Genomic DNA, 21,506 nt, shown 5'->3' with positions numbered 1-21,506 from the left:
GCTGCAGGGCGCCGCCGCGCCAACGTCTTCAATTGGGCCGTCTTTTGTTCTCATCAAGAGCAAATGAAATCCAACGTTCCATTTTTGGCCTTCCTGAAGGCCCGAGGCCCGCGTCCTCCTCTGGGGAAAACCCTCCGCCCCCCGAAAAATTGACTCTTGTTAATAGTTCTGAAATATCCTGACGACTGCCAAGAAGTGACACGAACAGGGGTGCAGCCCCGGGGAACGAGACAAGGGATGACTTCTGATGACTTGCACGTCGCCAGGGGCCGTTTCCGGCCCGCCCGGAGCCGCGAGGCGCCCGGTGGCCGCCCTTGCATGGCTCGAGTGCACGACCGCCCTCGCCTGGCTGTCCTGTGCGCAGGCACAGGCGGAACCCCAGCAGCAGCCGCAGGCGAGCGCCCCGGCCGCCCATGCCGTGGCTGACGCGCGCATCGAAACCCTCGACCGTGCGCAGGCGGAGCAGGCGCGGTTGAAGGCGCTCATGGAATCCGCGCCCAAGGCCTACGAAGACCGCTTCATGACGCCCGACACCGCCCCGCCGGACCGGGCTTCGGCCGAGCAAGAGCCGGAAACCGCGCAGCCCGAGGGCTACCGCGCCTGGCTGGTGGAAAGCCGCATCGGCTTCGGCGAGGCCACCACCACCGGCTACGGCCGCCAGCGCGCGACCGAGCTCGGCCAGCGCTTCGAGTACCGCCGCGAGACCCTCAACTACGGCGAATTCGTGCTGCAGGCCGACGGCCGCCACCTCGGCGGCGACAACACCACGGGCAGCGGCTTCGGCATCGGCTCGCTGGGCTATGCGCGCGAGAACACCAGCGGCCGCTTCACGCTGCGCAACCTCGGCTTTCCGCTGACCACCCGGACCTTCGCCGACACCACCGTGGGCGACACCTACAGCGAGCTCACCGACGGCCTCTCGCGCAACTACCGCCTTTCGCTGGGCTCGACCACCGTGCGCGGCGCCTCCGCCCGCGTCTTCAACAGCGGCCTCGACCTGCGCGCCGGCTTCGGCCAGCGCGGCAACCTCACGGGCGGGCCCTATCCGGGCTTCGAGAAGAGCCAGGGCACGCTGGGCTGGCTCGGCGCCACGCTGCGGCTGGACGACAAGTGGTTCACCGCGTTCCAGCTCGACCAGGCGCGCAATGTGCCCGCCTACTACTACGACCCGCTGACGGCCCAGGGCTTCGGCCGCAAGGACGTCACCAGCTGGGCCACCTCGCTGGGCTACGGCCGCGAGGTGCTGCGCGACGGCGATCTCAAGGCGCGCGCCACGCTGGTGGGCAGCCGCGTGAGCTCGCCCACGCCAGGCGTGGCCACCGGCGATTCGCACGGCCTCTTCGTCGAGGCGAGCGCGCGCACCGGCCTTTACCGCCACGAGTTCGGCGCCTATGCCGCGCGGCCCAACCTGTACTTCGGCGACTACGCGCTGGCCACCGGCACACGCGGCGCCTATTGGCGGGTGGATCGCAACACCAGCCGCATGAGCTGGGGCGCCGGGCTGGACTACGAGCGCGCGGCGACCGACGCGAGCTTCCGCCTCTCGGGCTACCGGCGCGTGGGCGCGAACGGCAACTTCCAGTACCTCTTCGACCGCTACAACTCCATCGGCGGCAGCGTGAGCGCCTACCGCACGCGCTACGAAGCGAGCCCCGCCGGCAGCCTGCCGGGCACGTCCACCGGCGCCGGCGACGGCCGCAGCCTCTACGCGAGCGCCTTCTACCAGACCCGCTTCTTCGACTGGCCGCGCAGCCGCTTCACGCTGACGGTGCGGCGCAACGAACTGGTCGTGCTGGGCGACGCCGCCGCCACGGGCCAGGAAGTGCAGTGGGAGCAGGACTGGATCGGCGGGCGCTACGAGACCATGCGCCCCGAGCTCACCACCACCATCGGCCACGCGCGCGACCGCAGCGGCGGCACCGCCCGCAACTATCCGACGGCGGGCCTGCAGTTCCGCTACTGGTTCGACGGCGGCTTCAACGTGGGCGGCAACCTGCGCTACACCTCGCAAAGCGGCGGCCTCTACACCAGCCGGGGCCTGTCGGGCTCGCTCATGGCCGAGAAGGACCTGGGCTCGGGCTGGCGGCTGGGCTTCATGGCCAACTTCAACCAGGCGCGGGCCTCGCTGCTGCCGACATCGTGGTCGGGCCCCAGCCTCTACCGCAGCAATGAGAAGACGGCCTATGTCTACCTGCGCTGGGAGGGCAGCGCCGGCACCGGCTACCGGGCCGCCGGCATGCGCACCGAGGGGCCGGGCGGCGGCAGCGTGTCGGGCCGCGTGTTCTACGACGCCAACCGCGACGGCGAGGAGCAATCGGGCGAGGGCGGCGTCTCGGGCGTCGAGGTGCTGCTCGACGGCCGCTACCGCGCCGTCACCGACCGCGACGGTCGCTTCGAATTTCCGATGGTGACCACCGGCCGCCACCAGCTGACGCTCCGGCTCGAGAGCGTGCCGCTGCCATGGGGCGCGGCCGGCGAGAACGGGGTGAGCGTGAACGTTCCGCTGCGCGGCCATGCCGGCGCGGCGATCCCCGTCGTGAAGGTGGGCGAGTGAACGAACGAACCGAGCTGCCTGCCGCCTCTTTCCCCCTCATGCATTCAACCCAAGGAGAGTCCATGACCAGAGCACCCATCTCCCGCAATCTGCAGGCGCTGTGCCTCGCGGGCCTCGCGCTCGCCGGCGCCAATGCCATGGCCGAGAGCCAGTACGGCTCCGGCACGGGCACGATCACGGCGCAGGCCAGGGTGAACCTGAGCGTGACGGTGCCCAAGCTGATCCTGCTGCGCGTGGGCTCGACCGACACCACCATCGACACGGTGACCTGGGCCTCCACCCTCAGCATCCCGCCGGTGCCGACCACGCCGGTCACGGGCAACAACACCAGCGTCGACTGGAACGGCGCGGCGCCCACCGTCGCGCCCGCGTCGACCACGAACACGCTCAACGTGTACGCCTGGACCAACGCGGGCGCAGGCACCATCAATTGCGCCATGGGCACCTGGGCGCCCGCGGCCGGCGGTCCGGCGAACGCGGACTTCACCGTCGCGACCACGGGCACGCTGCCACACCCCGGAGCCAACCTCGGCGCCTGCGCCTCGACCTCGTTCCCCTCGAACGCGGTGGCATCCGGCACCTGGGCCTACACGCTGGGCGGCACGCCCGCCGGCTGGGTCGCGGGCACCTACACGAACACCATCACGTACACCGCCCAGGGCATCTGATGCCCGCGCGTGCGGCAATGGCGACGGCGCTCACGGCTGCGGCCATGCTTGCCGCAATGCCCGCGCGCGCCGTCATCACCACGGTCACCGACACCGGAAGCACCTACAGCCTGACGCTGCGCGTGGGCTCGGCCGGCGCGACCGTCGACACGGTGGCCTTCAGCGTGACCGGCGCCAACGCGGGGCTGACACCCACGGCCGTGACCGGCACGCCGGCCATCAGCGTCTGGGTGATGCCGGTGCGGCCGGTGGCCAACACCACCGTGGCGCGGCCGGTGACGCTGCGCGTCGATTCATCCGCTGCCCTGACCTGCCAGTCGGGCGGCTGCGGCAGCACTGCCATTCCGTTCAGCAGCATCAGCTGGGTGGCCACGAACAACAGCAGCGCGGCCTCGGGCGACATCCAGAGCGGCCGCTTCACCGCCACGGCCAACCAGACGATCGCAAGCTACAACGCCAACGCCACCTTCTGCGTCGGCCCGCTCGGCCTGCCCTGCGTGCTGGGCGTCGGCACCTGGACCTACCTGTCGAACAACATCACGGCCACGCAGCTGCAGTTCTCCTACGACAACAACGTCGTGTATCCGGGCGGCAGCTACAAGGGAACCGTGCGCTTCACGGCGTCGATGGAATGAAGCGCCAGCGCCTTCGCACGGTCCTCGCGGCAGGAGCGGCTGCTGCGTCGCTGCTGTGCGTGCCGGCGCGGGCGGCGATCGAGCGGCTGGACGACTCGGCCTCGCCGCGCGCACAGGTGCGCAGCGACTTCGCCAACGCCCAGGGCATGGACGGCCACATGCTGGTGCTGCCGCTCGGGCGGGTCGAGTACCGGCTGGCCACCGCGCCGCACGTGGGCCGCCGCGCGCGCATCTTCTACGTGATCCCGGCGATGGTGGCGGGCCTGCGCTCTCCCGCCGGCATGCTGGTGCAGTGGCGCGGCAACGGCGCCTTCGCCGGCGGCAGCGGCCGCCCCGGCGACCGGGTGCAGGTGTGGAACGGCGTGGTCCAGTCGCCGTGGATGAACGAGACCTTCGAGCTGACGCTGCGCGTCGATCCGCGCGAACTGCGCATGCCGTCGGGCTCGGCGCTGAGCTTCGAGTCGTTCTTCGAAATCGAGACACTGCCATGAACGCACCAGCCTTTCTCGCACCCCTCTTCCTCGTGCTGCTCGCCGCTGCCGGGACGGCGACGGCCGCGCCCTTCGAGTTGGCCGTCACCCCGTCGCGCTTCGAGCTCGCGGGCAAGGCCGGCGCGCGGCTCGGCCAGTCGCTGGATATCCACAACCTGGCCTCGACCGCCTCCGAGGTGACGATGCGCACCATCGACTGGAGCTATTCGCCCGAAGGCAACATCGGCTATCACGACGAGCTGCTGCCCGGCAGCTGCAGGCCGTGGGTGGTGCTGGAGCGGCGCAACGTGACGGTGCCCGCGCGCGGCAAGCGCTCGTTCCGCTTCCAGGTCGAACCGCCGGCCGATGCGCCGCGCGGCGAGTGCCGATTCATGATCGCCATCGAGGGCACGGAGCCGGCGCAGCAGACCGTCATCCGCGGCGGCGGCGCCAGCCTGAGCCTGCCGGTCACCGGCCGCATCGCGGTGGCGGTGTACGTCATGCTCGACGGCGCGGAGCCCAGGCTGGAGATCAGGCAGATCGCCAGCGGAGAATCCGGCGGCGCGCGGCGCGCAGTCGTGACGGTGGCCAACACAGGCGACGCCCACGGCCGGCTCGAAGGCAGCCTGGACGCCACCGACAGCAAGGGCCTCGCGTTCGAGCTGGTGCCCGAGGGTACGCCGATCCTGCCGGGCCAGACGCGCACACTGGCGCTGGTGCCCAAGGGCGAGGGCGGGCAGCCCCCGCCGCAGCCCGTCTATCCGGTGAAGGCCAGCGGCAGGCTGGACTGGGAGAAGGGCAGCTTCAAGGTCGACGTGGAGCTGAAATGACGCTTCGCGCGACGCAGGCCGGACTGCTGGCCCTTGCGCTGGGCACGGGCCTGGTGACCGCCTCGCGGGCCGCCTCCAGCACCGCCGGCCCCAGCGCGACCGTGCCGCTGAGCACGGGCGTGAACCTGGACTTCACCATCGCCATCGACAAGTTCATCTTCTTCCGCATCGGCGACGGTGCCTGGCCCACGCCGGGCGGCACCGTGAGCACGGTGAGCTTCGCGCTCACGCCGTCGATCCCGGCCGTGCCCACCACGCCGGTCGCGGGCAACAACACACCGGTGAACTGGAGCGGCGCGGCGCCCGGATTCGGCGTCACGCCCTCGGGCAACGCGTTGCCGGTGGAAGTGCGCAGCAACGCGGGGCAGGTCACGCTGCGGGCCACCGCGACGACGCCGCTGGCCAGCGGCGCCAACACGATCCCGCTGTCGGAGATCACCATCGCCAGCAGCGACGCCAACCTGCCCGCGCCGCAGATTCCGAACACGGGCACCGGTGCCGCCGTGAATGTGGTCGGCACGGCCTTCGCCAACCTCGTCACCCAGCGCACCGCGACCTGGACCTTTTCCTACGCCAACCTCGCCAGCCGCACCGCCGGCACCTATACCGGCCAGGTCACCTTCACCGCCAGTTCGCCCTGAAGCGGCTCGGCTCGGAGAATCGTTCACGGTGCCGGGGCGAGCCCTATCTAGGCAACGACTCCACCTCGCGCGTCCAGCGGTCGATGAGGCGCTTGCGCTCGGCCGCCTTGCCGTACTTCTCGAAGTCGTACCTGATGAGCTTCACGTCGGCCATCGACGGGATGCGCGGATCGGGCTTGAAGGTCTTGTTGGCCGGCGACTGCAGGCTGCCCGCCTTGCCGCCGATGGCCTGCCCCGCGGGGCTCATCAGCCAGTCGTAGTAGCGCCTGGCGTTCTCCTTGTTGCGCGCGCCCTTCACGAGGGCGATGCCGCCGATCTCGTAGCCGGTGCCCTCGCAGGGCGCGGCGGTCTTCACGGGAAATTTGTCATACCGCCAGCGCTCGAAGCCGAAGATGAAGCTCACGCCGATGGCCACCTCGCCCTTGGCCACGTTGGGCGCCTGCGCCTGGCCGCTGCGGGTGTAGCTGGTCACGTTCCTGTGCAGCTTCTTCAGGTAGTCGAAGGCCTCCTCCTCGCCCATCTGCTGCACCAGCCCCGCGATGATGGTGTAGGCCGTGCCGCTGGTGGCGGGGTGCGAGATCTCGATCTCACCCTTGTATTCGGGCTTGATCAGGTCGGCCCAGCACCTGGGCTCGTGCAGCTTTTTCTTCTTGAGCACGTCGGTGTTGAAACCGAAGCCGATGGCGCTGGTGTAGTAGCCGCCCACCATGTTCTGCGACAGCGCGTACTGCCGCACCGCCCAGTCGTGCAGGTCGTTGATGTAGGCCGGGCGGTAGGGTTCCAGCAGGCCTTGCTCGGCCGCCTGCAGGAACGGATCGCCGGTGCCGCCCCACCAGATGTCTGTCTTGGGATTGGCGGCCTCGGCGCGCAGCTGGGCACCGATCTCGCCTGTGCCCTTGTGGGCCTGCTGCACCTTGATGCCGGTCTCGCGCGTGAAAGCCGTGGCGGCCGCCTCGCACCAGCCGGCATCGGTGCTGCACAGCGCGTTGACCGTGCCTTGCGCGGCGGCGTTCGACGCTCCAAGAAGGGCTGCCGTGGCGAAGCCTGCGGCGACGGCGATGTGACGGATGGCGGCTGGGCGCATGCGCGGATCTCCTCGTTGTCTTTGTTGGAAGGCGCAGGATAGCGCCCAACAGGCGTTCAGCGCGCGGCCAGCAACGGCGGCAGGTGCTCGGCCAGCCAGTCGGTCACCACGCGCGTCTTCAGCGGCAGGTAGCGGCTGCGCGAGCGGATCACGTTCAGCGCGAAGCCGAAGGGCCGGGGCTCGTCGAACACGCGCACCAGCGTACCCGCCGCGAGCGCGTCGGCCGCGAGCCATGCCGGCAGCCGCGCGAGGCCCATGCCGCCGACGGCCGCCTCCAGCAGCACCTCGGCGCTGTCGCAGCGCAGCCGCGACGGCGGCGTCACTTCGACGAGGCGGCCCTCGGCGTCGTGGAAGCGCCAGGACGAGACCTGCCCGTCGCGCGCGTAGAGCACGGCCCCGTGCCCTTTCAGCTCGTCGATGCCGGCGGGATGCCCATGCGCGGCCAGGTAGCCGGGCGAGGCGCACAGCACCATCCACTGCATGCCGACCGGCCGCGCGACCAGCTCCGTGCTGTCGGCGAGCTCGCCGCTGCGGATGGCGAGATCGAGTCCCTCCTCGACAAGATCAACGCGCCGGTCGTTGAACGAGAGCTCCAGCGACAGCTGCGGATGGTGCCGCGCCAGTGCCAGCAGCAGCGGCCCGACCTTCAGCCGGCCCAGCATCGCCGGCATGCTCAGTCGCACGAGGCCCGAGGCGGTGCTGCGCGCCACGTCGGCGATGGCCTCGGCCGCATCGAGCTCGGCGAGCGCGCGGCGGCAGCGCTCGTAGTAGCCGTGGCCCTCCTGCGTGAGGCTCTGGCTGCGCGTGGTGCGCAGGAAGAGCCGCGTGTCCAGCCGCGATTCGAGCCGCGCGATGCTCTTGGCGACTGCCGAGCGCGTGACGTGCAGGCGCTGCGCGGCCAGCGCGAAGCTGCCCGCCTCCACCGCCGCGACGAACTCTTCTATGCCTTGCAGACGCTGGCTCATTGGATACTTTCAGGCGCCATTGATCGGAAAATTATCCACCACCGGATATCTTTGATCGTCAATAGCATGAAGGCTTCTTGTCTTTCTTCCCCTGGAGCCCCTTCATGCAAGAACCCCGAACGCTGCGCCGCTGGCAGCTTCCCGAATTCGGCCGCGCCCATCTCGAACAGGGCGAGGCGCCGCTGCCCACGCCGAGTGCGAACCAGATCCTCGTGAAGGTAGGCGCGGTATCCCTCAACTACCGCGACCTGCTGATGATCCGCGACGGCATGGGCATGGCGATCGGCATGCCCTTCGTGCCCGGCTCCGACATGGCCGGCACCGTGGTGGCCATCGGTGCTGGTGTGACGCGCTTCGCGGTTGGCGACCGCGTCGTCAACACCTTCTGGGGCGGCTGGATCGACAGCCACTGGCATGCCGACACCACGCTGCTCGGCGGGCCCGGCCCCGGCATGCTGGCCTCGCACGTGTTGCTCGATGCCGCATGGGCGGTGGCCGCGCCCGGGACGCTGAGCCTGGCCGAAGCCAGCACACTGCCCTGCGCGGGCCTCACCGCATGGTTCGCGCTGGCCGAGACCGGTGCGCTGCGTGCGGGCGAGACGGTGCTGATCCACGGCACCGGCGGCGTTGCGCTCTTCGGCCTGCAGATCGCGCGGCTGCACGGTGCGCGGGCCATCGTGGTGACGGGCGGCGACGAAGCCAAGCACGCGCAGGCCCTCGCGCTCGGCGCCACGCACGTGCTCGCGCGCGACGGCGACTGGCCCGCAGAAGTGCGCCGCCTCACGCAGGGGCGCGGCGCCGACCACGTGCTCGAACTCGCGAGCGGCCCGAACCTCGACCGCTCGCTGCAGGCCGTGAAGCAGGGTGGGCGCGTGTCGATCATCGGCATGCTCGGCGGCGAGACGCTCAGCGCATCGTTCTACGCGATGGTGCTGGGCCGCGTGACGGTGCAGGGCATCGGCGTGGGCCATCGCCGCGCGCTCGAGGACCTGGTGCGCGCCGTCGATGCGAACGCGCTCAAGCCGGTGATCGCGGCGAGCTACGGCTTCGACGCATTGCCCGAAGCGCTCGACCATCTGGAGCGCGGCGCCTTCGGAAAGATCGTCGTGACGCTGTAAAAGATCACGAAACCCATTGGTGCCGCAGATGCAACGAAGTTGCGGCAATGCACAAAGCCGCGGCATCCGTGAACAGGTTCCGTTAGCGCCAACGACTTGCTCGACGCTCCCTGTTTGCGTTCCTAGAATCCGCCCGCGCATCGCCCCGGCGGCATGCGCGCCTTCTCAACTTCAGGATGGAGCGGTATGGAACACAGTACCTATAAAAAATGGTCTGCCGAGTTCATTGGTACTTTCTGGCTCACGCTCGGAGGCTGCGGAAGCGCAGTTCTGGCGGCTGCCTTTCCAAACGTCGGCATCGGCCTGCTTGGCGTCTCGCTGGCCTTCGGCCTCACGGTGGTGACGGGGGCCTACGCACTGGGCCCGATCTCGGGCGGGCACTTCAATCCGGCGGTGTCCATCGGCCTCGCCGCCGCGGGCCGCTTCAAGGCCTCGCAGCTCGCGGGCTACATCGTGGCGCAGGTGCTCGGCGCCATCGCGGCGGCGGGCATTCTCTATCTCATCGCCACCGGCAAGCCTGGCGCGGACATCGGCGGCTTCGCTACCAACGGCTATGGCGAACACTCGCCCGGCAAGTACGGCATGACGGCCGCATTGCTGTGCGAAGTGGTGATGACGGCCGTATTCCTGATCGTTATCCTCGGTGCCACTGCCAGGCGCGCGGCCGGCGGCTTCGCGGGGCTGGCCATCGGCCTGTGCCTCACGCTCATCCACCTGATCTCGATTCCCGTGACCAACACCTCGGTCAACCCGGCGCGCAGCACGGGCCCGGCCCTTTTCGGGCCGTCCTATGCGGTGTCGGAACTGTGGCTCTTCTGGGCAGCGCCCATCGCGGGCGCCATCATCGGCGCGGTGATCTACCGCGCACTGCTCAGCAACGGCAACGACGACTGATCGCCGTCGTCACCGGCGGCGGCTGGCCTTCCGGATCAGCTGCCGCTGCCCGACTTCACCATCGGCAGTGAAGTCGATTGCCCGATCGGCTCGGTGCCCGTCGGGTGCGATGCGGCATAGGCGCCGGCCTGGATGTCGGCCACCGGCATCGTCGAACTCATCGCGGGTGCGCTGGTCGACTGGCCGATGGGCTCGGTGCCGGTCGGACGCGCGGCGGCCATGGCGCCGGCCTGGACCTCGGGCTTCTCGGGCGAATTCATCTGCAGCGGATGGAAGTCCGAACCGTCGGTGGTTTCGGCCGATGCGTTGATGGTGCCCACCGCTGCCAGCGCAGCAAGGGAACCGACGGCGAGAAGCTTGAAGGAAGTGCGCATGGTGTGTTCTCCTGATTGATTGAAGCAGGTTGTCTCCGGTCACATGCCATCGCGCGAACTGCGCGTGGCAGGACCTGAACGCACTCTAGGCAGGCCGACTGAGTTGGATGTGAGCGAAGAGTTAGGCGCGCGTGAGCGCCGCTCTTTTTTCTAAAGCTTTGGACCGCACCGTCTGCCAGTGCGCAGCAGTACTCAAGGCAGATGCACCCGCGCCATCAGCCCCGGCCCGTCGGTGCGGTTGCGCAGTTCGATGCGCAGTCCATGGCGCTCCGCCGCCGTGCGGGCAATCGCCAGCCCCAACCCGCTGCCGCCCGCCGCCGCACCCGGCACGCGGAAGAAGCGGTCGAACACGCGCCCCATGGCGGCCTGCGGAATGCCGGGGCCGTTGTCGAGCACGTCGACCACCGCGTGGCCTTCGACCTGGTGCAGCTTCACGTCGACCACGCCGCCTTCGGGCGCGTAGCGCAGCGCGTTGTCGATCAGGTTGTCGAACACGCTGCGCAATTCGGCCACCGGCGCGACCACCACGGCGGCGATGCCTCCCTCGAAGCCGATGTCCACGCGCCGCGCGTCGGCCAGCACCATCAGCTGGCTCACGCTGTCGCGCAGCAACACCTCGATGTCGACGCGCTCGTTCGCGCCGCCCACGCGCGGCGCGTCCTGCCGCGAGAGATGCAGCAGCTGCTCGATCAGATGCTGCGCGCGCGTGACGCCCGCCTCCAGCTGATTGAAGCGCTCGGTGGCCTCGCCGGCCGGCACGTGCGCGCGCAGGTTCTCGATCTGCAGGCCGATGGCCGCCATCGGCGTGCGCAGCTCGTGCGCCGCGTCCTGCACGAAGCGCCGCTGCGTGGCGAAGGCGCTGCGCACGCGCGACAGCAGATTGTTGAAGGCGCTCACCAGCGGCGCGATCTCGTCGGGCACGCGCGCGAGCGACAGCTCGGTGGGGCTGCGCTCGTCCTGCGAGGCCACGTCGCGCGCCACCGCGCGCAGCGAACGCGACGCGGCCGACACGATGATCCAGAGGATCAGCAGCGCCAGCGGCAGCAGCAGCGTGATCGGCAGTCCTTCCAGCAGCGCGCGGCGCAATGCGCGGCGGCGGCGGTAGTCCTCGTTCTGAAGCACCTGCACGCGCGGCTGGTCGGCGCGCGAGCCGGGCTCGGCGGTGAACACGCGCCATGCGGAGCCCGAGTGCGTGCCGGTGTTCACGTCGCTGAAGCCGGGGCGCGCCTGCAGCGGCACCGTGAGCACCGGCCACGAGGTGGCGCGCAGCGTGCTGCCATCGGCGCTCCAGATCTGCACGATGAAGGCGCCGCGCGAGAAGGCGGCCTCGCCGTCCATCGGGCGCGGCAGCTTCTGCGGGTCGCTGCCCGCGTACGACTCGGCCACGAGGCGCATCTGGTCGTCCAGCGCGTTGTGCACGAGGTTGCCGTAGGCCACGAAGGAGAACCACGCCGTGAGCACGGCCGCGCCCAGGTGCAGCGTGATGAGCCACAGCAGCAGTTGCGTGCGCAGCGATCGCGGCCGCCACCAGCGGCCCGGGCCGCGCGAGGTTGCGTTCATCGGCAGGCCAGCCCGGCAGCCCGGCCCCGAAGTGCGTGGAGCCTGCGGGCGAGCATCATCATGCGGCCACGCGCCAGCCCAGTCCGCGCACGTTGCGGATCGCATCGGCGCCGAGCTTGCGGCGCATGCCATGGATCAGCACGTCGATCGCGTTGCTGGTCACTTCCTCGCCCCAGCCGTAGATGCGGTTCTCCAGCTGCTCGCGCGACAGGATGGCGCCGGGCCGCTCCAGCAGTGCATGCAGCAGCGCGAACTCGCGCGCGGTGAGCGCCTCTCGTGCACCGTTGACCACGACTTCACGCGTGGTGAGGTCCAGCTGCAGCGCGCCGCTGCCCACCAGCGAGTGCGCGGCCCCGTCGCGGCGGCGCACCACGGCGCGCATGCGCGCGAGCAGTTCGCGGAACTCGAAGGGCTTGAGCAGGTAGTCGTCGGCGCCGAGGTCGAGGCTGTGGATGCGGTCGTCCAAGCCGTCGCGCGCGGTGAGCACCAGCACCGGCGTGGCGTCGCCGCGTTCACGGGCGCGGCGCAGCACCTCGGTGCCGTCCTGCCTGGGCAGGCCCAGGTCGAGCAGCACGCAGGTGTAGCCGCCGTCGCCCAGCGCGCTCTGCGCCAGCTCGCCGTCGCGCACCCAGTCCGCGGACCAGCCCGCGCCCTCGAGCGCCTGCTTCAGGCTGCGCCCGATCATTTCATCGTCTTCCACCAACAGCACGCGCATCGCGGCGACTCCTTCGGCCGCAAGGTAGCACGCGACCGGGATGATCGGAAGAGCCTGCGCCGTGGCGCAGAGTAGGCACGAATACTTAGGGCACGCTTAGGCGGCGGGCGCGGCGCGGGGGCAATGGCCGGGACCACGGCCGGGTCAGGCCAGGCGCACGGCGTGGCGCTCGCCCTCGCCGTCCGAGGCGAAGGCCAGCAGGTCGAGAGCTTCCTTCTCCACCCCGGCGCGGTCGGCCTTCGACCAGCGGCCGAAGGGCTCCAGCAGCACGGTGGCGGTGTTCCCGCCCTTCAGCTTCCCTCGCTCGATCTTCCAGGTGCCCGCCACGAAGCCGTCGAGCAGCACCGTGCCGCGCACGATGCCATTGAGTGTGAACACGCGGGCGCGATGCGCCTCGCTGAGGATGCGGCTGCGGTCGGCATGCGAGAGCAGCAGGTTGTCCCACTCGGCCACCAGGCGCGGCGGCGCGGGCGTGTCGGGGTCGGGGCGCGGCGCGCGGGGCAGGTCGAAGAGCTCCTGGCCGTCTTCGCCCGCGAACACGCGCAACTGCGGCCGCAGGCGTTCGGCAACCGCCTTCCATCCCGTGAGGCCCGACCATGCGCCGGCATCGGCCAGCGTTGCGGGGCCGAAGGCGGCGAGGTAGCGCAGCAGCATGTCGTCCTGCGTGGCAGGGGCGGCTTCCACAGCCTCTCCGAGCCAGTCGCCCAGGGGCTGCAGCACCGCGTTCTGGTGCGAGTTCCAGGTGCCGGCCGGGGGCAGGTGCACGAGCGGCAGGTTGTTGCGGATCAGCGCGGCGAGCGATGCGGTTTCGCGGCCGGTCCACCGAAGGCCCAGCGCCTGGCCGAGCTCGGCGCCGGTGCGCGGCTGTTCGCCGAGCAGTGCGCGCCCCGCCGCGATCACCGCCGCGCGATCGAGCCCTTCGAGTTCCTTCTTGTGCGTGCTGCCCAGCAGGCCACGCTGGTGCACGGGCTCCAGCAGCGGACGCCATGCCAGCGCGTCCTGCGCGGTCATCAGGTGCAGCGTCGCGCGCAGGGTCGACATGCGCACGACGCGGCGCCTGCGCAGCGCCTCGGTGAGCTGGTCGCGCCGGAAGCCTTCGATGCGGCTCCAGAGGCCGACATAGGGCGGATTCGGTGCCTGCGCCTGCAGCCCGGCCAGCCGCTCGATGGCCTGAGGCACCGACAGCTTGCGCCGCTCCAGCAGCATCTGCCGCGCCAGCGTGGCGCGGTTCAGCGCGCGCAGGCTCAGAACTTCTCGTGCGGCGCGAGGTATCGCCATTGCCCCAGCGGCAGGTTGCCGAGCATCACCCGACCGATGCGCACGCGCTTCAGCCCGACCACCTTCAGACCGACCAGCTCGCACATGCGGCGGATCTGCCGCTTCTTGCCCTCGGTGAGCACGAAGCGCAGCTGCTCGGGGTTCTGCCAGTCGACGCGCGCGGGCTTCAGGGCCTGGCCGTCGAGGCTCAGGCCGTGGCGCAGCTTCGCGAGCATGGCCTTCGGAAAGACCGCCTGCACGTTGGTGGTGACAGGGTCGTCGTCGTCCAGCCGCACCAGCTGGCCGGTGGGCGCGGGCTGGCCCAGGCCGTGGTAGGCCACGCGCACGAGGTACTCCTTCTCCATCGTCGAGTCCTCGCCGATGAGCTGGCGCGCGATGCGGCCGTCCTGCGTCATCACGAGCAGGCCGGTGGAATCGATGTCGAGCCGGCCGCAGGGCGCCAGGCCGCGCAGCTGCTTGGGGCTGAAGAAGAAGCGCGCGTTGTCGTCGGCCCAGCGGTTCTGCGGCGTGAAGAGCTTGACCGCAGGGTCGTGCCCGTCCTCCGCCTGTCCGCTCACGTAGCCGATGGGCTTGTTGATGAGGATGGTGACCTGGTTCGCCTGCTGCCCCTTGGCAGCCTTGTCGACCTCGATGCGGTCGGCCGGCGTGACCTTCACGCCCATCTCGGCCGGCCTGCCGTTGACCTTCACCCAGCCGTTGGCGATCCATTCGTCGGCTTCGCGGCGCGAGCACAGCTTGAGATCGGCCATGCGCTTGTTCAGGCGCACGGCATCGGTGGGGGAAGGAGATGGCTCTGTCATCGGGGCTTGATCGGAATGCGGCACCGATGCTATCCTGAACCCGGACGCGAGTTGATCGCGTCATTTTTGGGGGATTCCCAAGTGAGCACACGCAAGTACCAGTACGCCATCGTCATCGGGCGTTTCCAGCCCGTTCATTTCGGACATCAACGACTCATCGAGGAAGGCCTTCGCGCCGCCGAGCGGGTCATCGTGGTGGTCGGCTCCGACCGGCAGCCGCGCAGCGTCAAGAACCCCTTCACCTTCGACGAACGCGAACGCATGGTGCGCGCCTGCCTTCGCGGCACCGAGCAGATGCGCGTGAGCGTGGTCGGCGTGGGCGACTCGCCCTACAACGACCAGATCTGGATCGCGTCGATCCAGTCGGCGGTCGAGCGCCTCATCGCACAAGACGGGCATGCGCCCGCCAAGGCCAAGGTAGCGCTGGTGGGGCACCTGAAGGACGCATCGAGCTACTACCTCAAGCTCTTCCCGCACTGGGAGTTCGTCGGCCAGAACAGCGTGGAGAGCCTCAACGCCACCGACGTGCGCAGCCTCTACTTCGACCCCGAGAACCGCGGCCAGCTTGCGCGCGCCGACCTGCCCGACGGCACCGCGGCCTTCCTCGAACAGTTCACCCGCACGGCCGACTACGCCGAGCTCTGCGAGGAGCGCGCCTTCCTCGCCGACTACCGCGACAAGTACCGCTATGCGGGCAGCGAATTTCCGCCGATCTACACCACGGTCGATGCCGTGGTGGTCGAGGCCGGCCACATCCTGCTGGTGCAGCGCAAGTTCCATCCCGGCAAGGGCACCTGGGCACTGCCCGGCGGCTTCGTCGGCCAGCACGAGCGTCTGCAGGACGCCGCCATCCGCGAGCTGAAGGAAGAAACGCGCCTGAAGGTGCCGGTGCCCGTGCTCAACGGCAGCATGAAGGCCAGCCATGTGTTCGACGCGCCCGACCGCTCGCAGCGCGGCCGCACCATCACGCACGGCTTCTTCTTCGAGCTGGCGCACAACCAGTGGACGGGCCTTTCGGAAGTGCGCGCCGACGACGACGCGGCCGAGGTGCGCTGGGTGCCCATCGCCGAGTTCCTCGACATGCAGGAGCGCATCTACGAAGACCACTTCTTCATCGCGAATCATTTTTTGGGTGGGCTGGGCAAGAACTGAATGCCCCGGCCTTGTCAGCAAGAACGGCACCTGGTTGACGGGTGCCACAGTGAAAGGAGCTTTCACATGAACCGCAATCTCACCTCCACGCCCCTGGGCAACAACCTGCTGCTGCGCACCGACTCGTACAAGGTCTCGCACTGGATGCAGTACCCGCCCGGCACGCAGACGGTGTACAGCTACATCGAGTCTCGCGGCGGCATCTTCAGCCACTCGCTGTTCTTCGGACTGCAGGCCTACCTGCGCGAATACCTGCAGACGCCGGTGACGCGCGACGACGTCGAGGAAGCCGCCGCGCTCATGGCCGTGCACGGCGAGCCCTTCAACCGCGAGGGCTGGCTGCGGCTGATCGAAAAGCACGGCGGGCTGATGCCGGTGCGCATCCGCGCCGTGCCCGAAGGCAGCGTGACGCCGGTGCACAACGTGCTCGCCACCATCGAGAACACCGACCCCGAGTTCTTCTGGGTCACGAGCTTCCTAGAGACCGAGCTGCTGCGCGCCATCTGGTACCCCACCACGGTGGCCACGCTCTCGGCCGCCGCGCGCACCACGCTGCTGCGCTACCTGGAAGCGACCTGCGACGACCCGCAGGGGCAGATCGCCTTCAGGCTGCACGACTTCGGCGCGCGCGGCGTGTCGAGCCTCGAATCGGCCGCGCTCGGCGGCATGGCGCACCTGGTGAACTTCATGGGCACCGACACGCTGGCCGCGCTGGTCGCCGCACGCCGCTACTACGACTGCGACGTGGCGGGCTTTTCGATTCCCGCAGCCGAGCACAGCACCATCACCGGCTGGGGCCGCGAGCACGAGGCCGACGCCTACGGCAACATGGTCGACCAGTTCGGCAAGCCTGGCGCCACTTTTGCGGTGGTGAGCGACAGCTACGACATCTTCAACGCCTGCGCGCGCATCTGGGGCGAGGAGCTGAAGGCGAAGGTGGTGGCCTCTGGCGCCACGCTGGTGGTGCGGCCCGACTCGGGCGACCCGGCCGAGACCACGTTGCAGGTTGCACGCATCCTGGCCGACCGCTTCGGCACCACGACCAACGCCAAGGGCTTCCGCGTGCTGAACAGCGTGCGCATCATCCAGGGCGACGGCGTGACGCTCGACTCGCTGCGGCTGTGCCTGTCGAACTTCTATCACAACGGTTTCTCGGCGGAGAACATCGCCTTCGGCATGGGCGGCGGGCTGCTGCAGCAGGTCAACCGCGACACCATGCAGTGGGCGATGAAGTGCTCGGCGATGCAGGTGAACGGCGAGTGGCGCGACGTGTACAAGTCGCCTGTTGGAGACGTGGGCAAGGCCTCGAAGAAGGGGCGGCTTGCGCTGGTGCGCGGCGAAGGTGGCGAGGTGCGTACCCTGCGCGAGGAAACGCTCGGACCTGACCAGGCCGATCTGCTGCAGACCGTGTTCGAGAACGGGCGCATCGTGGAGAGCACCAGCTTCGAGGCTGTGCGTGAGCGGGCTGCTGCCGGCGTCGGCCAGCTGATCACCTCGCGCGCGCCGCTTTGAGCCTGCGGGGTCGTGCCCCGGGAGTGCGCGGAATCGGCTGCCACACGGCATCGCCATAATCCGCGCAACTCCCGGATTCCATGACCAAACTCCTGATCCTCAGCGTGAGTGCCGGCAACGGCCACGTGCGTGCAGCACAGGCGCTCGCCGCCACCGCGCAGTCCCTCGCTCCGCCCTGCACGGCGGTCCACATCGACGCGATGGCCCACGTGGCCGCGGGGTTCCGCAAGGTCTACACCGACTGGTACATCCAGCTCGTGAATAGCGCGCCCGAGCTGTGGTCGTACCTGCACCAGCGCACCGACGTCACGCCGCACCATGCGCCCTCGCAGCGCCTGCGCCGCGGCATCGAGCGGCTGAGCACCGGCGCGCTGGTGCGCGAGATCCGCCGCGAGAAGCCTGACGCGGTGATCTGCACGCACTTCCTGCCCGCCGAGCTGCTGATGCGCGAGCGCAACCGGGGTCGCATCGACTACCCGGTGTGGCTGCAGATCACCGACTACGACCTGCACAACATGTGGCTGGTACCGGGCATGACGGGCTACCTGGCCGCGACGGAGGAAGTGGCCTTCCGCCTGCGGGCGCGCGGCATTCCGGCCGAGCGCATCCACGTCACGGGCATTCCAGTGATGCCCGCCTTCTCCGAACCCGATGCGCCCGCGCTGGCGCGTGACGCCTGCGTGGCCGGACTTGGCCTCGACCCTTCGCGGCCGGTGCTGCTCATGGTGTCGGGCGGCGCCGGCGTCGGCGACCTGCCGAGCATGGTCGAGCGCGTGCTCGGCATGGGCGGGCCCGACGGGAAGCCGAACGACTTCCAGGTGATCGCCGTGGCAGGCCGCAACGCGGAGGCACACGGCAGGCTCGAGGCGCTGGCCAGGCGCCACCCGGGCCGCGTGGCGGCCATCGGCTTCACCAACGAGATGCACAGGATGATGGCAGCGTCCGACCTGGTGGTGACAAAGCCCGGCGGCCTCACGGTGTCGGAGTGCCTGGCGCTGGGCAAGCCGATGCTGCTGATCTCGCCGATTCCGGGGCAGGAAGAACACAACGCCGGCTTCCTCATGGAGGAAGGCGCGGCCTGGCTGGCCTACGACGCCATCGGCCTCGACTACAAGGTGGCGCGCCTCATGGCTGATGCCGCCAAGCTCGCGAGCATGGCGACTCGCAGCCGCACGCTGGGCAAGCCGCAGGCGGCGCGATCGGTGCTGCATCACGTTCTCGGGACGCCCGCATGAGCCCCGCCACCGAAAAGACGAGCGTGGCCCGCACGCTCGGCTACCTGGCCTGGGTCATCGTCATGGCCTTCTTCTTCGCCAACGCCGAGATCCAGATCGAAGGCGGCGCCGGCTGGGCCACCTCGCTGCCCACATGGCGCATCGAGAACAGCATCTGGCTCGACATCTTCTGGGGCGGCCGCGCGATGACGGGCTACCACGCCTGGGTCTTCACCTTCATGGCGCTGGTGTTCTTCTCGCCGCTGGCCTTCAACGGCCGATGGACCTGGCGCGACGTGGGGCTGGCGGTGGCGGGCCTGATCGTGTTCTGGGTCTGCGAGGACTTCACCTGGTTCCTCATCAACCCGGCCTTCGGCTGGGAGCGCTTCAACCCGGTGGACGCGTTCTGGCACAAGCACTGGCTTTGGGGCGCGCCCGTGGACTACTGGGGCGGGCTCGCGGTGGCGGCGATCATCCTGGCTACGCGGCACTGGCCGCGCAAGGGCAGCCGATGAGCAGCAGCAGCAGCAGCAGCAGAAGAAAACGCAGGGAACGCGGGCAGGAGCCCATCGCCGACGCACCACGCCCCGGCCATTGGGCCGATCCGCTGGACGCGCTGGGCGTGGAGAACCTGCACCGCATCACGCCCACGCTGTACCGCAGCGCGCAGCCGAAGCGCTCGAACCTTGCCGCGCTGCAGTCGCTGGGCATCCGCACGGTGGTAAGCCTGCGCTCGTTCAACGACGACCGGAAAGTGTTCGCGGGCAGCGGCATCCGGCTGGTGCGCGTGCCGATCAACACCTGGTCCATCGACGACGCCAAGGTGCTGCGCGCGCTGCAGGCCATCCGCGCGGCCGAGAAGCAGGGCCCGGTGCTCATCCACTGCATGCACGGCGCCGACCGCACAGGCGTGGTCGCGGCGGTCTACCGCATGGCGCTGCAGGACTGGGACAAGGACAGCGCCCGCCACGAGATGCTGCGCGGCGGCTACGGCTACCACACGCTGTGGCGCAACATCCCGCGCTACATCGAGCGGCTCGACCCGGCCGCCATGCGCGACGCGCTGGCCCAGGCGCCGGCGATTCCGGTGGTGTCCTGAAGGCGCCAGCAGGCCGCGGAACCCGCTCCTATACTGGCCGCCCCGTGGCCGAAGGCCATCCGCGAACCTGACCAGAAGGGATCTCCCATGGCACTGCAAATCCGCTCCCTCATTCGTTCCAGCGGCGAACTCGAACTCTCGCTGCACGACGACCCCATCCCCGAGCCGCAGGCCCACGAAGTGGTGATCCGCGTCGAGGCCTCGCCGCTGAATCCGTCCGACCTGGGCCTGCTGTTCGGCGCGGCCGACATGAGCACCGCCAAGGCCTCCGGCACCGCCGATCGCCCCGTCGTCACCGCCACCGTGCCCGAGCGCGTGCTGCCCGCCATGAAGGCGCGGCTCGACGAATCGATGCCCGTCGGCAACGAAGGCGCGGGCGTGGTGGTGAAGGCAGGCTCCTCGCCGCAGGCGCAGGCGCTGCTCGGCAAGACGGTGGCCGCCATCGGCGGCGCGATGTATTCGCAGTACCGCGGCCTCGCCGCCGCCCAGTGCATGGAGCTGCCGGCGGGCACCACGCCGGCCGAAGGCGCCTCGTGCTTCGTCAACCCCCTGACCTCGCTGAGCATGGTCGAAACCATGCGCATGGAAGGCCACAAGGCGCTGGTGCACACGGCCGCCGCGTCCAACCTGGGCCAGATGCTCAACAAGATCTGCCAGAAGGACGGCATCGCCCTCGTCAACATCGTGCGCAAGCAGGACCAGGAAGACCTGCTGCGCGGCCTCGGCGCCAAGTACGTGTGCAATTCGAGTTCGCCCACATTCATCGAGGACCTGACCCAGGCCCTCGCCGAGACCGGCGCCACCCTGGCCTTCGACGCCATCGGCGGCGGCAAGCTCGCCGGCCAGATCCTCGGCTGCATGGAAGCGGCCATCAACCGCACCGCCAAGGAATACAGCCGCTACGGCTCCAACACCCACAAGCAGGTCTACATCTACGGCGGCCTCGACCGCAGCCCGACCGAGGTCGTGCGCAACTTCGGCATGACCTGGGGCATGGGCGGCTGGCTGCTGTTCCCCTTCCTGCAGCGCCTGGGCGACGCCGGCACGCAGCGCCTGAAGGCCCGCGTGGTCGCCGAACTGAAGACGACTTTCGCAAGCCACTACACGCGAGAGGTGTCGCTGGTGGAGATGCTGCAGCTCGACGCCATCGGCGTGTATGGCAAGCAGGCTACGGGGGAGAAGTTCCTGCTGAATCCGAACAAGGCCTGATTCGCCTCGCTTGAAGGGGGAGCGCTCGGTAAGAACTAAACGACCAGCCGATACCCCACTGCCGTCTCCGTCAGCAGATGCTTCGGCTGCGCCGGATCGGCCTCCAGCTTCTGCCGCAGGTGCCCCATGTAGATCCGCAGGTAGTGGCTCTGGTCGGTGTACGACGGGCCCCACACTTCGCGCAGCAGCTGGCGCTGCGTCAGCACGCGTCCCGCGTTCGCGACGAGCACCGACAGCAGGCGGTATTCGGTCGGCGTGAGGTGCACTTCGGCGCCGGCGCGGCGCACGAGGCGCGCGGAGCGGTCGAGTTCGATCTCGCCGAAGCGGAACAGCGCCTCGGGTGCCGCTTCTTCCGTGCTGCTGGCGGCACGCGGGCGGCGCAGGTTGGCGCGCACGCGGGCCAGGAGCTCGCCGGTGCCGAAGGGCTTGGTGAGGTAGTCGTCGGCGCCGGCGTCGAGGGCGGCGATCTTGTCGGCTTCGTCGGTGCGTGCCGACAGCACGATGATGGGCACGGCCGACCAGCCGCGCACGTCGCGGATCAGCGAGACGCCGTCGCCGTCGGGCAGGCCGAGGTCGAGCACGAGCAGGTCGGGCTGGCGCGTGCCTGCCGCGGCGAGGCCGTCGCGCAGGGTGCCGGCCTCGTGCACCAGCCAGCCCTCGGCCTCGAGCGCGCCGCGCACGAACCGGCGGATCTGCGGCTCGTCTTCGATAACGATGGCGGTGGGAGAAGGCAT

General features: G+C 69.6%; 22 protein-coding genes. 14 read left to right on the top strand and 8 right to left on the bottom strand.

The genetic code is table 11. From position 1 onward, the window contains the following. Positions 1-304: 304 nt before the first annotated feature. The 6 genes from ACAM57_RS01720 (at position 305) to ACAM57_RS01695 (ending at position 5,798) form a co-directional block, all read left to right on the top strand. Positions 305-2,554, top strand: coding sequence for an SdrD B-like domain-containing protein (locus tag ACAM57_RS01720; RefSeq protein ID WP_369660505.1), 2,250 nt, complete (start codon positions 305-307; stop codon positions 2,552-2,554). A 62-nt stretch (positions 2,555-2,616) separates the two neighbouring features. Beyond that, positions 2,617-3,222: a hypothetical protein gene (locus ACAM57_RS01715; protein ID WP_184639669.1), complete on the top strand. Its 606-nt coding sequence runs from the start codon at positions 2,617-2,619 to the stop codon at positions 3,220-3,222. Then, complete coding sequence (locus ACAM57_RS01710; protein WP_369660504.1) at positions 3,222-3,857, top strand: hypothetical protein; 636 nt, start codon at positions 3,222-3,224, stop codon at positions 3,855-3,857. Before ACAM57_RS01715 ends, ACAM57_RS01710 begins: the two co-directional genes overlap by 1 nt. Then, positions 3,854-4,348: a hypothetical protein gene (locus ACAM57_RS01705; RefSeq protein WP_369660503.1), complete on the top strand. Its 495-nt coding sequence runs from the start codon at positions 3,854-3,856 to the stop codon at positions 4,346-4,348. Before ACAM57_RS01710 ends, ACAM57_RS01705 begins: the two co-directional genes overlap by 4 nt. Then, a complete protein-coding gene (locus tag ACAM57_RS01700) occupies positions 4,345-5,157 on the top strand; it encodes a hypothetical protein (RefSeq protein ID WP_369660502.1) in 813 nt (270 codons plus the stop codon). Before ACAM57_RS01705 ends, ACAM57_RS01700 begins: the two co-directional genes overlap by 4 nt. Then, entirely contained in the window at positions 5,154-5,798 is a 645-nt protein-coding gene (locus tag ACAM57_RS01695) for a hypothetical protein (RefSeq protein ID WP_369660501.1), read from the top strand. The genes ACAM57_RS01700 and ACAM57_RS01695 overlap by 4 nt, the downstream gene beginning before the upstream one ends. 43 nt (positions 5,799-5,841) lie before the next feature. Here ACAM57_RS01695 and ACAM57_RS01690 read toward each other — a convergent pair whose 3' ends face one another. Both ACAM57_RS01690 and ACAM57_RS01685 read right to left on the bottom strand, forming a co-directional pair. Continuing rightward, positions 5,842-6,882, bottom strand: coding sequence for an ABC transporter substrate-binding protein (locus tag ACAM57_RS01690; RefSeq protein WP_369660500.1), 1,041 nt, complete (start codon positions 6,880-6,882; stop codon positions 5,842-5,844). 56 nt (positions 6,883-6,938) lie between these two features. After that, positions 6,939-7,847 carry a LysR family transcriptional regulator gene (locus ACAM57_RS01685; RefSeq protein WP_369660499.1) on the bottom strand — a complete coding sequence of 303 codons (909 nt, stop codon included), beginning with the start codon at positions 7,845-7,847 and terminating at the stop codon, positions 6,939-6,941. A 104-nt stretch (positions 7,848-7,951) separates the two neighbouring features. Between ACAM57_RS01685 and ACAM57_RS01680 the strand changes: the two genes are divergently transcribed. Further along, on the top strand, positions 7,952-8,965 hold the full coding sequence (locus ACAM57_RS01680; protein ID WP_369660498.1) for an NAD(P)-dependent alcohol dehydrogenase: 1,014 nt from the start codon (positions 7,952-7,954) through the stop codon (positions 8,963-8,965). Positions 8,966-9,151: 186 nt separating this feature from the next. After that, a complete protein-coding gene (gene aqpZ, locus ACAM57_RS01675) occupies positions 9,152-9,859 on the top strand; it encodes an aquaporin Z (RefSeq protein WP_126025443.1) in 708 nt (235 codons plus the stop codon). Between the two features lie 35 nt (positions 9,860-9,894). Here aqpZ and ACAM57_RS01670 read toward each other — a convergent pair whose 3' ends face one another. The 5 genes from ACAM57_RS01670 to ACAM57_RS01650 form a co-directional block, all read right to left on the bottom strand. Beyond that, complete coding sequence (locus tag ACAM57_RS01670; RefSeq protein WP_369660497.1) at positions 9,895-10,233, bottom strand: hypothetical protein; 339 nt, start codon at positions 10,231-10,233, stop codon at positions 9,895-9,897. Between the two features lie 192 nt (positions 10,234-10,425). After that, complete coding sequence (locus tag ACAM57_RS01665; RefSeq protein ID WP_126025441.1) at positions 10,426-11,793, bottom strand: HAMP domain-containing sensor histidine kinase; 1,368 nt, start codon at positions 11,791-11,793, stop codon at positions 10,426-10,428. Between the two features lie 58 nt (positions 11,794-11,851). Further along, positions 11,852-12,508, bottom strand: coding sequence for a response regulator transcription factor (locus tag ACAM57_RS01660; RefSeq protein WP_176665079.1), 657 nt, complete (start codon positions 12,506-12,508; stop codon positions 11,852-11,854). A gap of 144 nt (positions 12,509-12,652) precedes the next feature. After that, positions 12,653-13,786, bottom strand: coding sequence for a winged helix DNA-binding domain-containing protein (locus ACAM57_RS01655; RefSeq protein ID WP_369660496.1), 1,134 nt, complete (start codon positions 13,784-13,786; stop codon positions 12,653-12,655). After that, a complete protein-coding gene (locus tag ACAM57_RS01650) occupies positions 13,753-14,586 on the bottom strand; it encodes a pseudouridine synthase (RefSeq protein ID WP_184639654.1) in 834 nt (277 codons plus the stop codon). The genes ACAM57_RS01655 and ACAM57_RS01650 overlap by 34 nt, the downstream gene beginning before the upstream one ends. 81 nt (positions 14,587-14,667) lie before the next feature. On the opposite strand from ACAM57_RS01650, the gene ACAM57_RS01645 reads away from it, so the two are divergent. The 6 genes from ACAM57_RS01645 (at position 14,668) to ACAM57_RS01620 (ending at position 20,772) form a co-directional block, all read left to right on the top strand. Then, positions 14,668-15,738 (top strand): bifunctional nicotinamide-nucleotide adenylyltransferase/Nudix hydroxylase, encoded by a 1,071-nt coding sequence (locus tag ACAM57_RS01645; protein WP_369660495.1) that lies wholly within the window; start codon positions 14,668-14,670, stop codon positions 15,736-15,738. A gap of 66 nt (positions 15,739-15,804) precedes the next feature. Then, positions 15,805-17,250, top strand: a complete 1,446-nt coding sequence (locus ACAM57_RS01640) for a nicotinate phosphoribosyltransferase (protein WP_369660494.1) — start codon at positions 15,805-15,807, stop codon at positions 17,248-17,250. Positions 17,251-17,330: 80 nt separating this feature from the next. Continuing rightward, complete coding sequence (locus tag ACAM57_RS01635; protein ID WP_369660493.1) at positions 17,331-18,485, top strand: glycosyltransferase; 1,155 nt, start codon at positions 17,331-17,333, stop codon at positions 18,483-18,485. Then, positions 18,482-18,979 carry a hypothetical protein gene (locus tag ACAM57_RS01630; protein ID WP_369660492.1) on the top strand — a complete coding sequence of 166 codons (498 nt, stop codon included), beginning with the start codon at positions 18,482-18,484 and terminating at the stop codon, positions 18,977-18,979. The genes ACAM57_RS01635 and ACAM57_RS01630 overlap by 4 nt, the downstream gene beginning before the upstream one ends. Further along, positions 18,976-19,563: a dual specificity protein phosphatase family protein gene (locus ACAM57_RS01625; RefSeq protein ID WP_369660491.1), complete on the top strand. Its 588-nt coding sequence runs from the start codon at positions 18,976-18,978 to the stop codon at positions 19,561-19,563. Before ACAM57_RS01630 ends, ACAM57_RS01625 begins: the two co-directional genes overlap by 4 nt. Before the next feature lie 87 nt (positions 19,564-19,650). Continuing rightward, entirely contained in the window at positions 19,651-20,772 is a 1,122-nt protein-coding gene (locus tag ACAM57_RS01620; RefSeq protein WP_369660490.1) for a zinc-binding dehydrogenase, read from the top strand. A gap of 35 nt (positions 20,773-20,807) precedes the next feature. On the opposite strand, the gene kdpE is transcribed toward ACAM57_RS01620, so the two are convergent. Beyond that, on the bottom strand, positions 20,808-21,506 hold the full coding sequence (gene kdpE, locus ACAM57_RS01615; RefSeq protein WP_184639641.1) for a two-component system response regulator KdpE: 699 nt from the start codon (positions 21,504-21,506) through the stop codon (positions 20,808-20,810).

It is taken from the genome of Variovorax sp. V15 (genome assembly GCF_041154425.1).
Lineage (GTDB): Bacteria > Pseudomonadota > Gammaproteobacteria > Burkholderiales > Burkholderiaceae_C > Variovorax > Variovorax guangxiensis.
The sequence above is the reverse complement of the archived record's forward strand: the minus strand, read 5'-3'. Positions and strand labels throughout refer to the sequence as shown.

What these genes read in the sequence shown, in the direction of transcription:
- ACAM57_RS01715 (WP_184639669.1), top strand. Translation starts at nt 2,617, where the DNA reads ATGACCAGAGCACCCATCTCCCGCAATCTGCAGGCGCTGTGCCTCGCG.
- ACAM57_RS01710 (WP_369660504.1), top strand. Translation starts at nt 3,222, where the DNA reads ATGCCCGCGCGTGCGGCAATGGCGACGGCGCTCACGGCTGCGGCCATG.
- ACAM57_RS01705 (WP_369660503.1), top strand. Translation starts at nt 3,854, where the DNA reads ATGAAGCGCCAGCGCCTTCGCACGGTCCTCGCGGCAGGAGCGGCTGCT.
- ACAM57_RS01700 (WP_369660502.1), top strand. Translation starts at nt 4,345, where the DNA reads ATGAACGCACCAGCCTTTCTCGCACCCCTCTTCCTCGTGCTGCTCGCC.
- ACAM57_RS01695 (WP_369660501.1), top strand. Translation starts at nt 5,154, where the DNA reads ATGACGCTTCGCGCGACGCAGGCCGGACTGCTGGCCCTTGCGCTGGGC.
- ACAM57_RS01690 (WP_369660500.1), bottom strand. Translation starts at nt 6,882, where the DNA reads ATGCGCCCAGCCGCCATCCGTCACATCGCCGTCGCCGCAGGCTTCGCC.
- ACAM57_RS01685 (WP_369660499.1), bottom strand. Translation starts at nt 7,847, where the DNA reads ATGAGCCAGCGTCTGCAAGGCATAGAAGAGTTCGTCGCGGCGGTGGAG.
- ACAM57_RS01680 (WP_369660498.1), top strand. Translation starts at nt 7,952, where the DNA reads ATGCAAGAACCCCGAACGCTGCGCCGCTGGCAGCTTCCCGAATTCGGC.
- aqpZ (WP_126025443.1), top strand. Translation starts at nt 9,152, where the DNA reads ATGGAACACAGTACCTATAAAAAATGGTCTGCCGAGTTCATTGGTACT.
- ACAM57_RS01670 (WP_369660497.1), bottom strand. Translation starts at nt 10,233, where the DNA reads ATGCGCACTTCCTTCAAGCTTCTCGCCGTCGGTTCCCTTGCTGCGCTG.
- ACAM57_RS01665 (WP_126025441.1), bottom strand. Translation starts at nt 11,793, where the DNA reads ATGAACGCAACCTCGCGCGGCCCGGGCCGCTGGTGGCGGCCGCGATCG.
- ACAM57_RS01660 (WP_176665079.1), bottom strand. Translation starts at nt 12,508, where the DNA reads ATGCGCGTGCTGTTGGTGGAAGACGATGAAATGATCGGGCGCAGCCTG.
- ACAM57_RS01655 (WP_369660496.1), bottom strand. Translation starts at nt 13,786, where the DNA reads ATGGCGATACCTCGCGCCGCACGAGAAGTTCTGAGCCTGCGCGCGCTG.
- ACAM57_RS01650 (WP_184639654.1), bottom strand. Translation starts at nt 14,586, where the DNA reads ATGACAGAGCCATCTCCTTCCCCCACCGATGCCGTGCGCCTGAACAAG.
- ACAM57_RS01640 (WP_369660494.1), top strand. Translation starts at nt 15,805, where the DNA reads ATGAACCGCAATCTCACCTCCACGCCCCTGGGCAACAACCTGCTGCTG.
- ACAM57_RS01635 (WP_369660493.1), top strand. Translation starts at nt 17,331, where the DNA reads ATGACCAAACTCCTGATCCTCAGCGTGAGTGCCGGCAACGGCCACGTG.
- ACAM57_RS01630 (WP_369660492.1), top strand. Translation starts at nt 18,482, where the DNA reads ATGAGCCCCGCCACCGAAAAGACGAGCGTGGCCCGCACGCTCGGCTAC.
- ACAM57_RS01625 (WP_369660491.1), top strand. Translation starts at nt 18,976, where the DNA reads ATGAGCAGCAGCAGCAGCAGCAGCAGAAGAAAACGCAGGGAACGCGGG.
- ACAM57_RS01620 (WP_369660490.1), top strand. Translation starts at nt 19,651, where the DNA reads ATGGCACTGCAAATCCGCTCCCTCATTCGTTCCAGCGGCGAACTCGAA.
- kdpE (WP_184639641.1), bottom strand. Translation starts at nt 21,506, where the DNA reads ATGCCTTCTCCCACCGCCATCGTTATCGAAGACGAGCCGCAGATCCGC.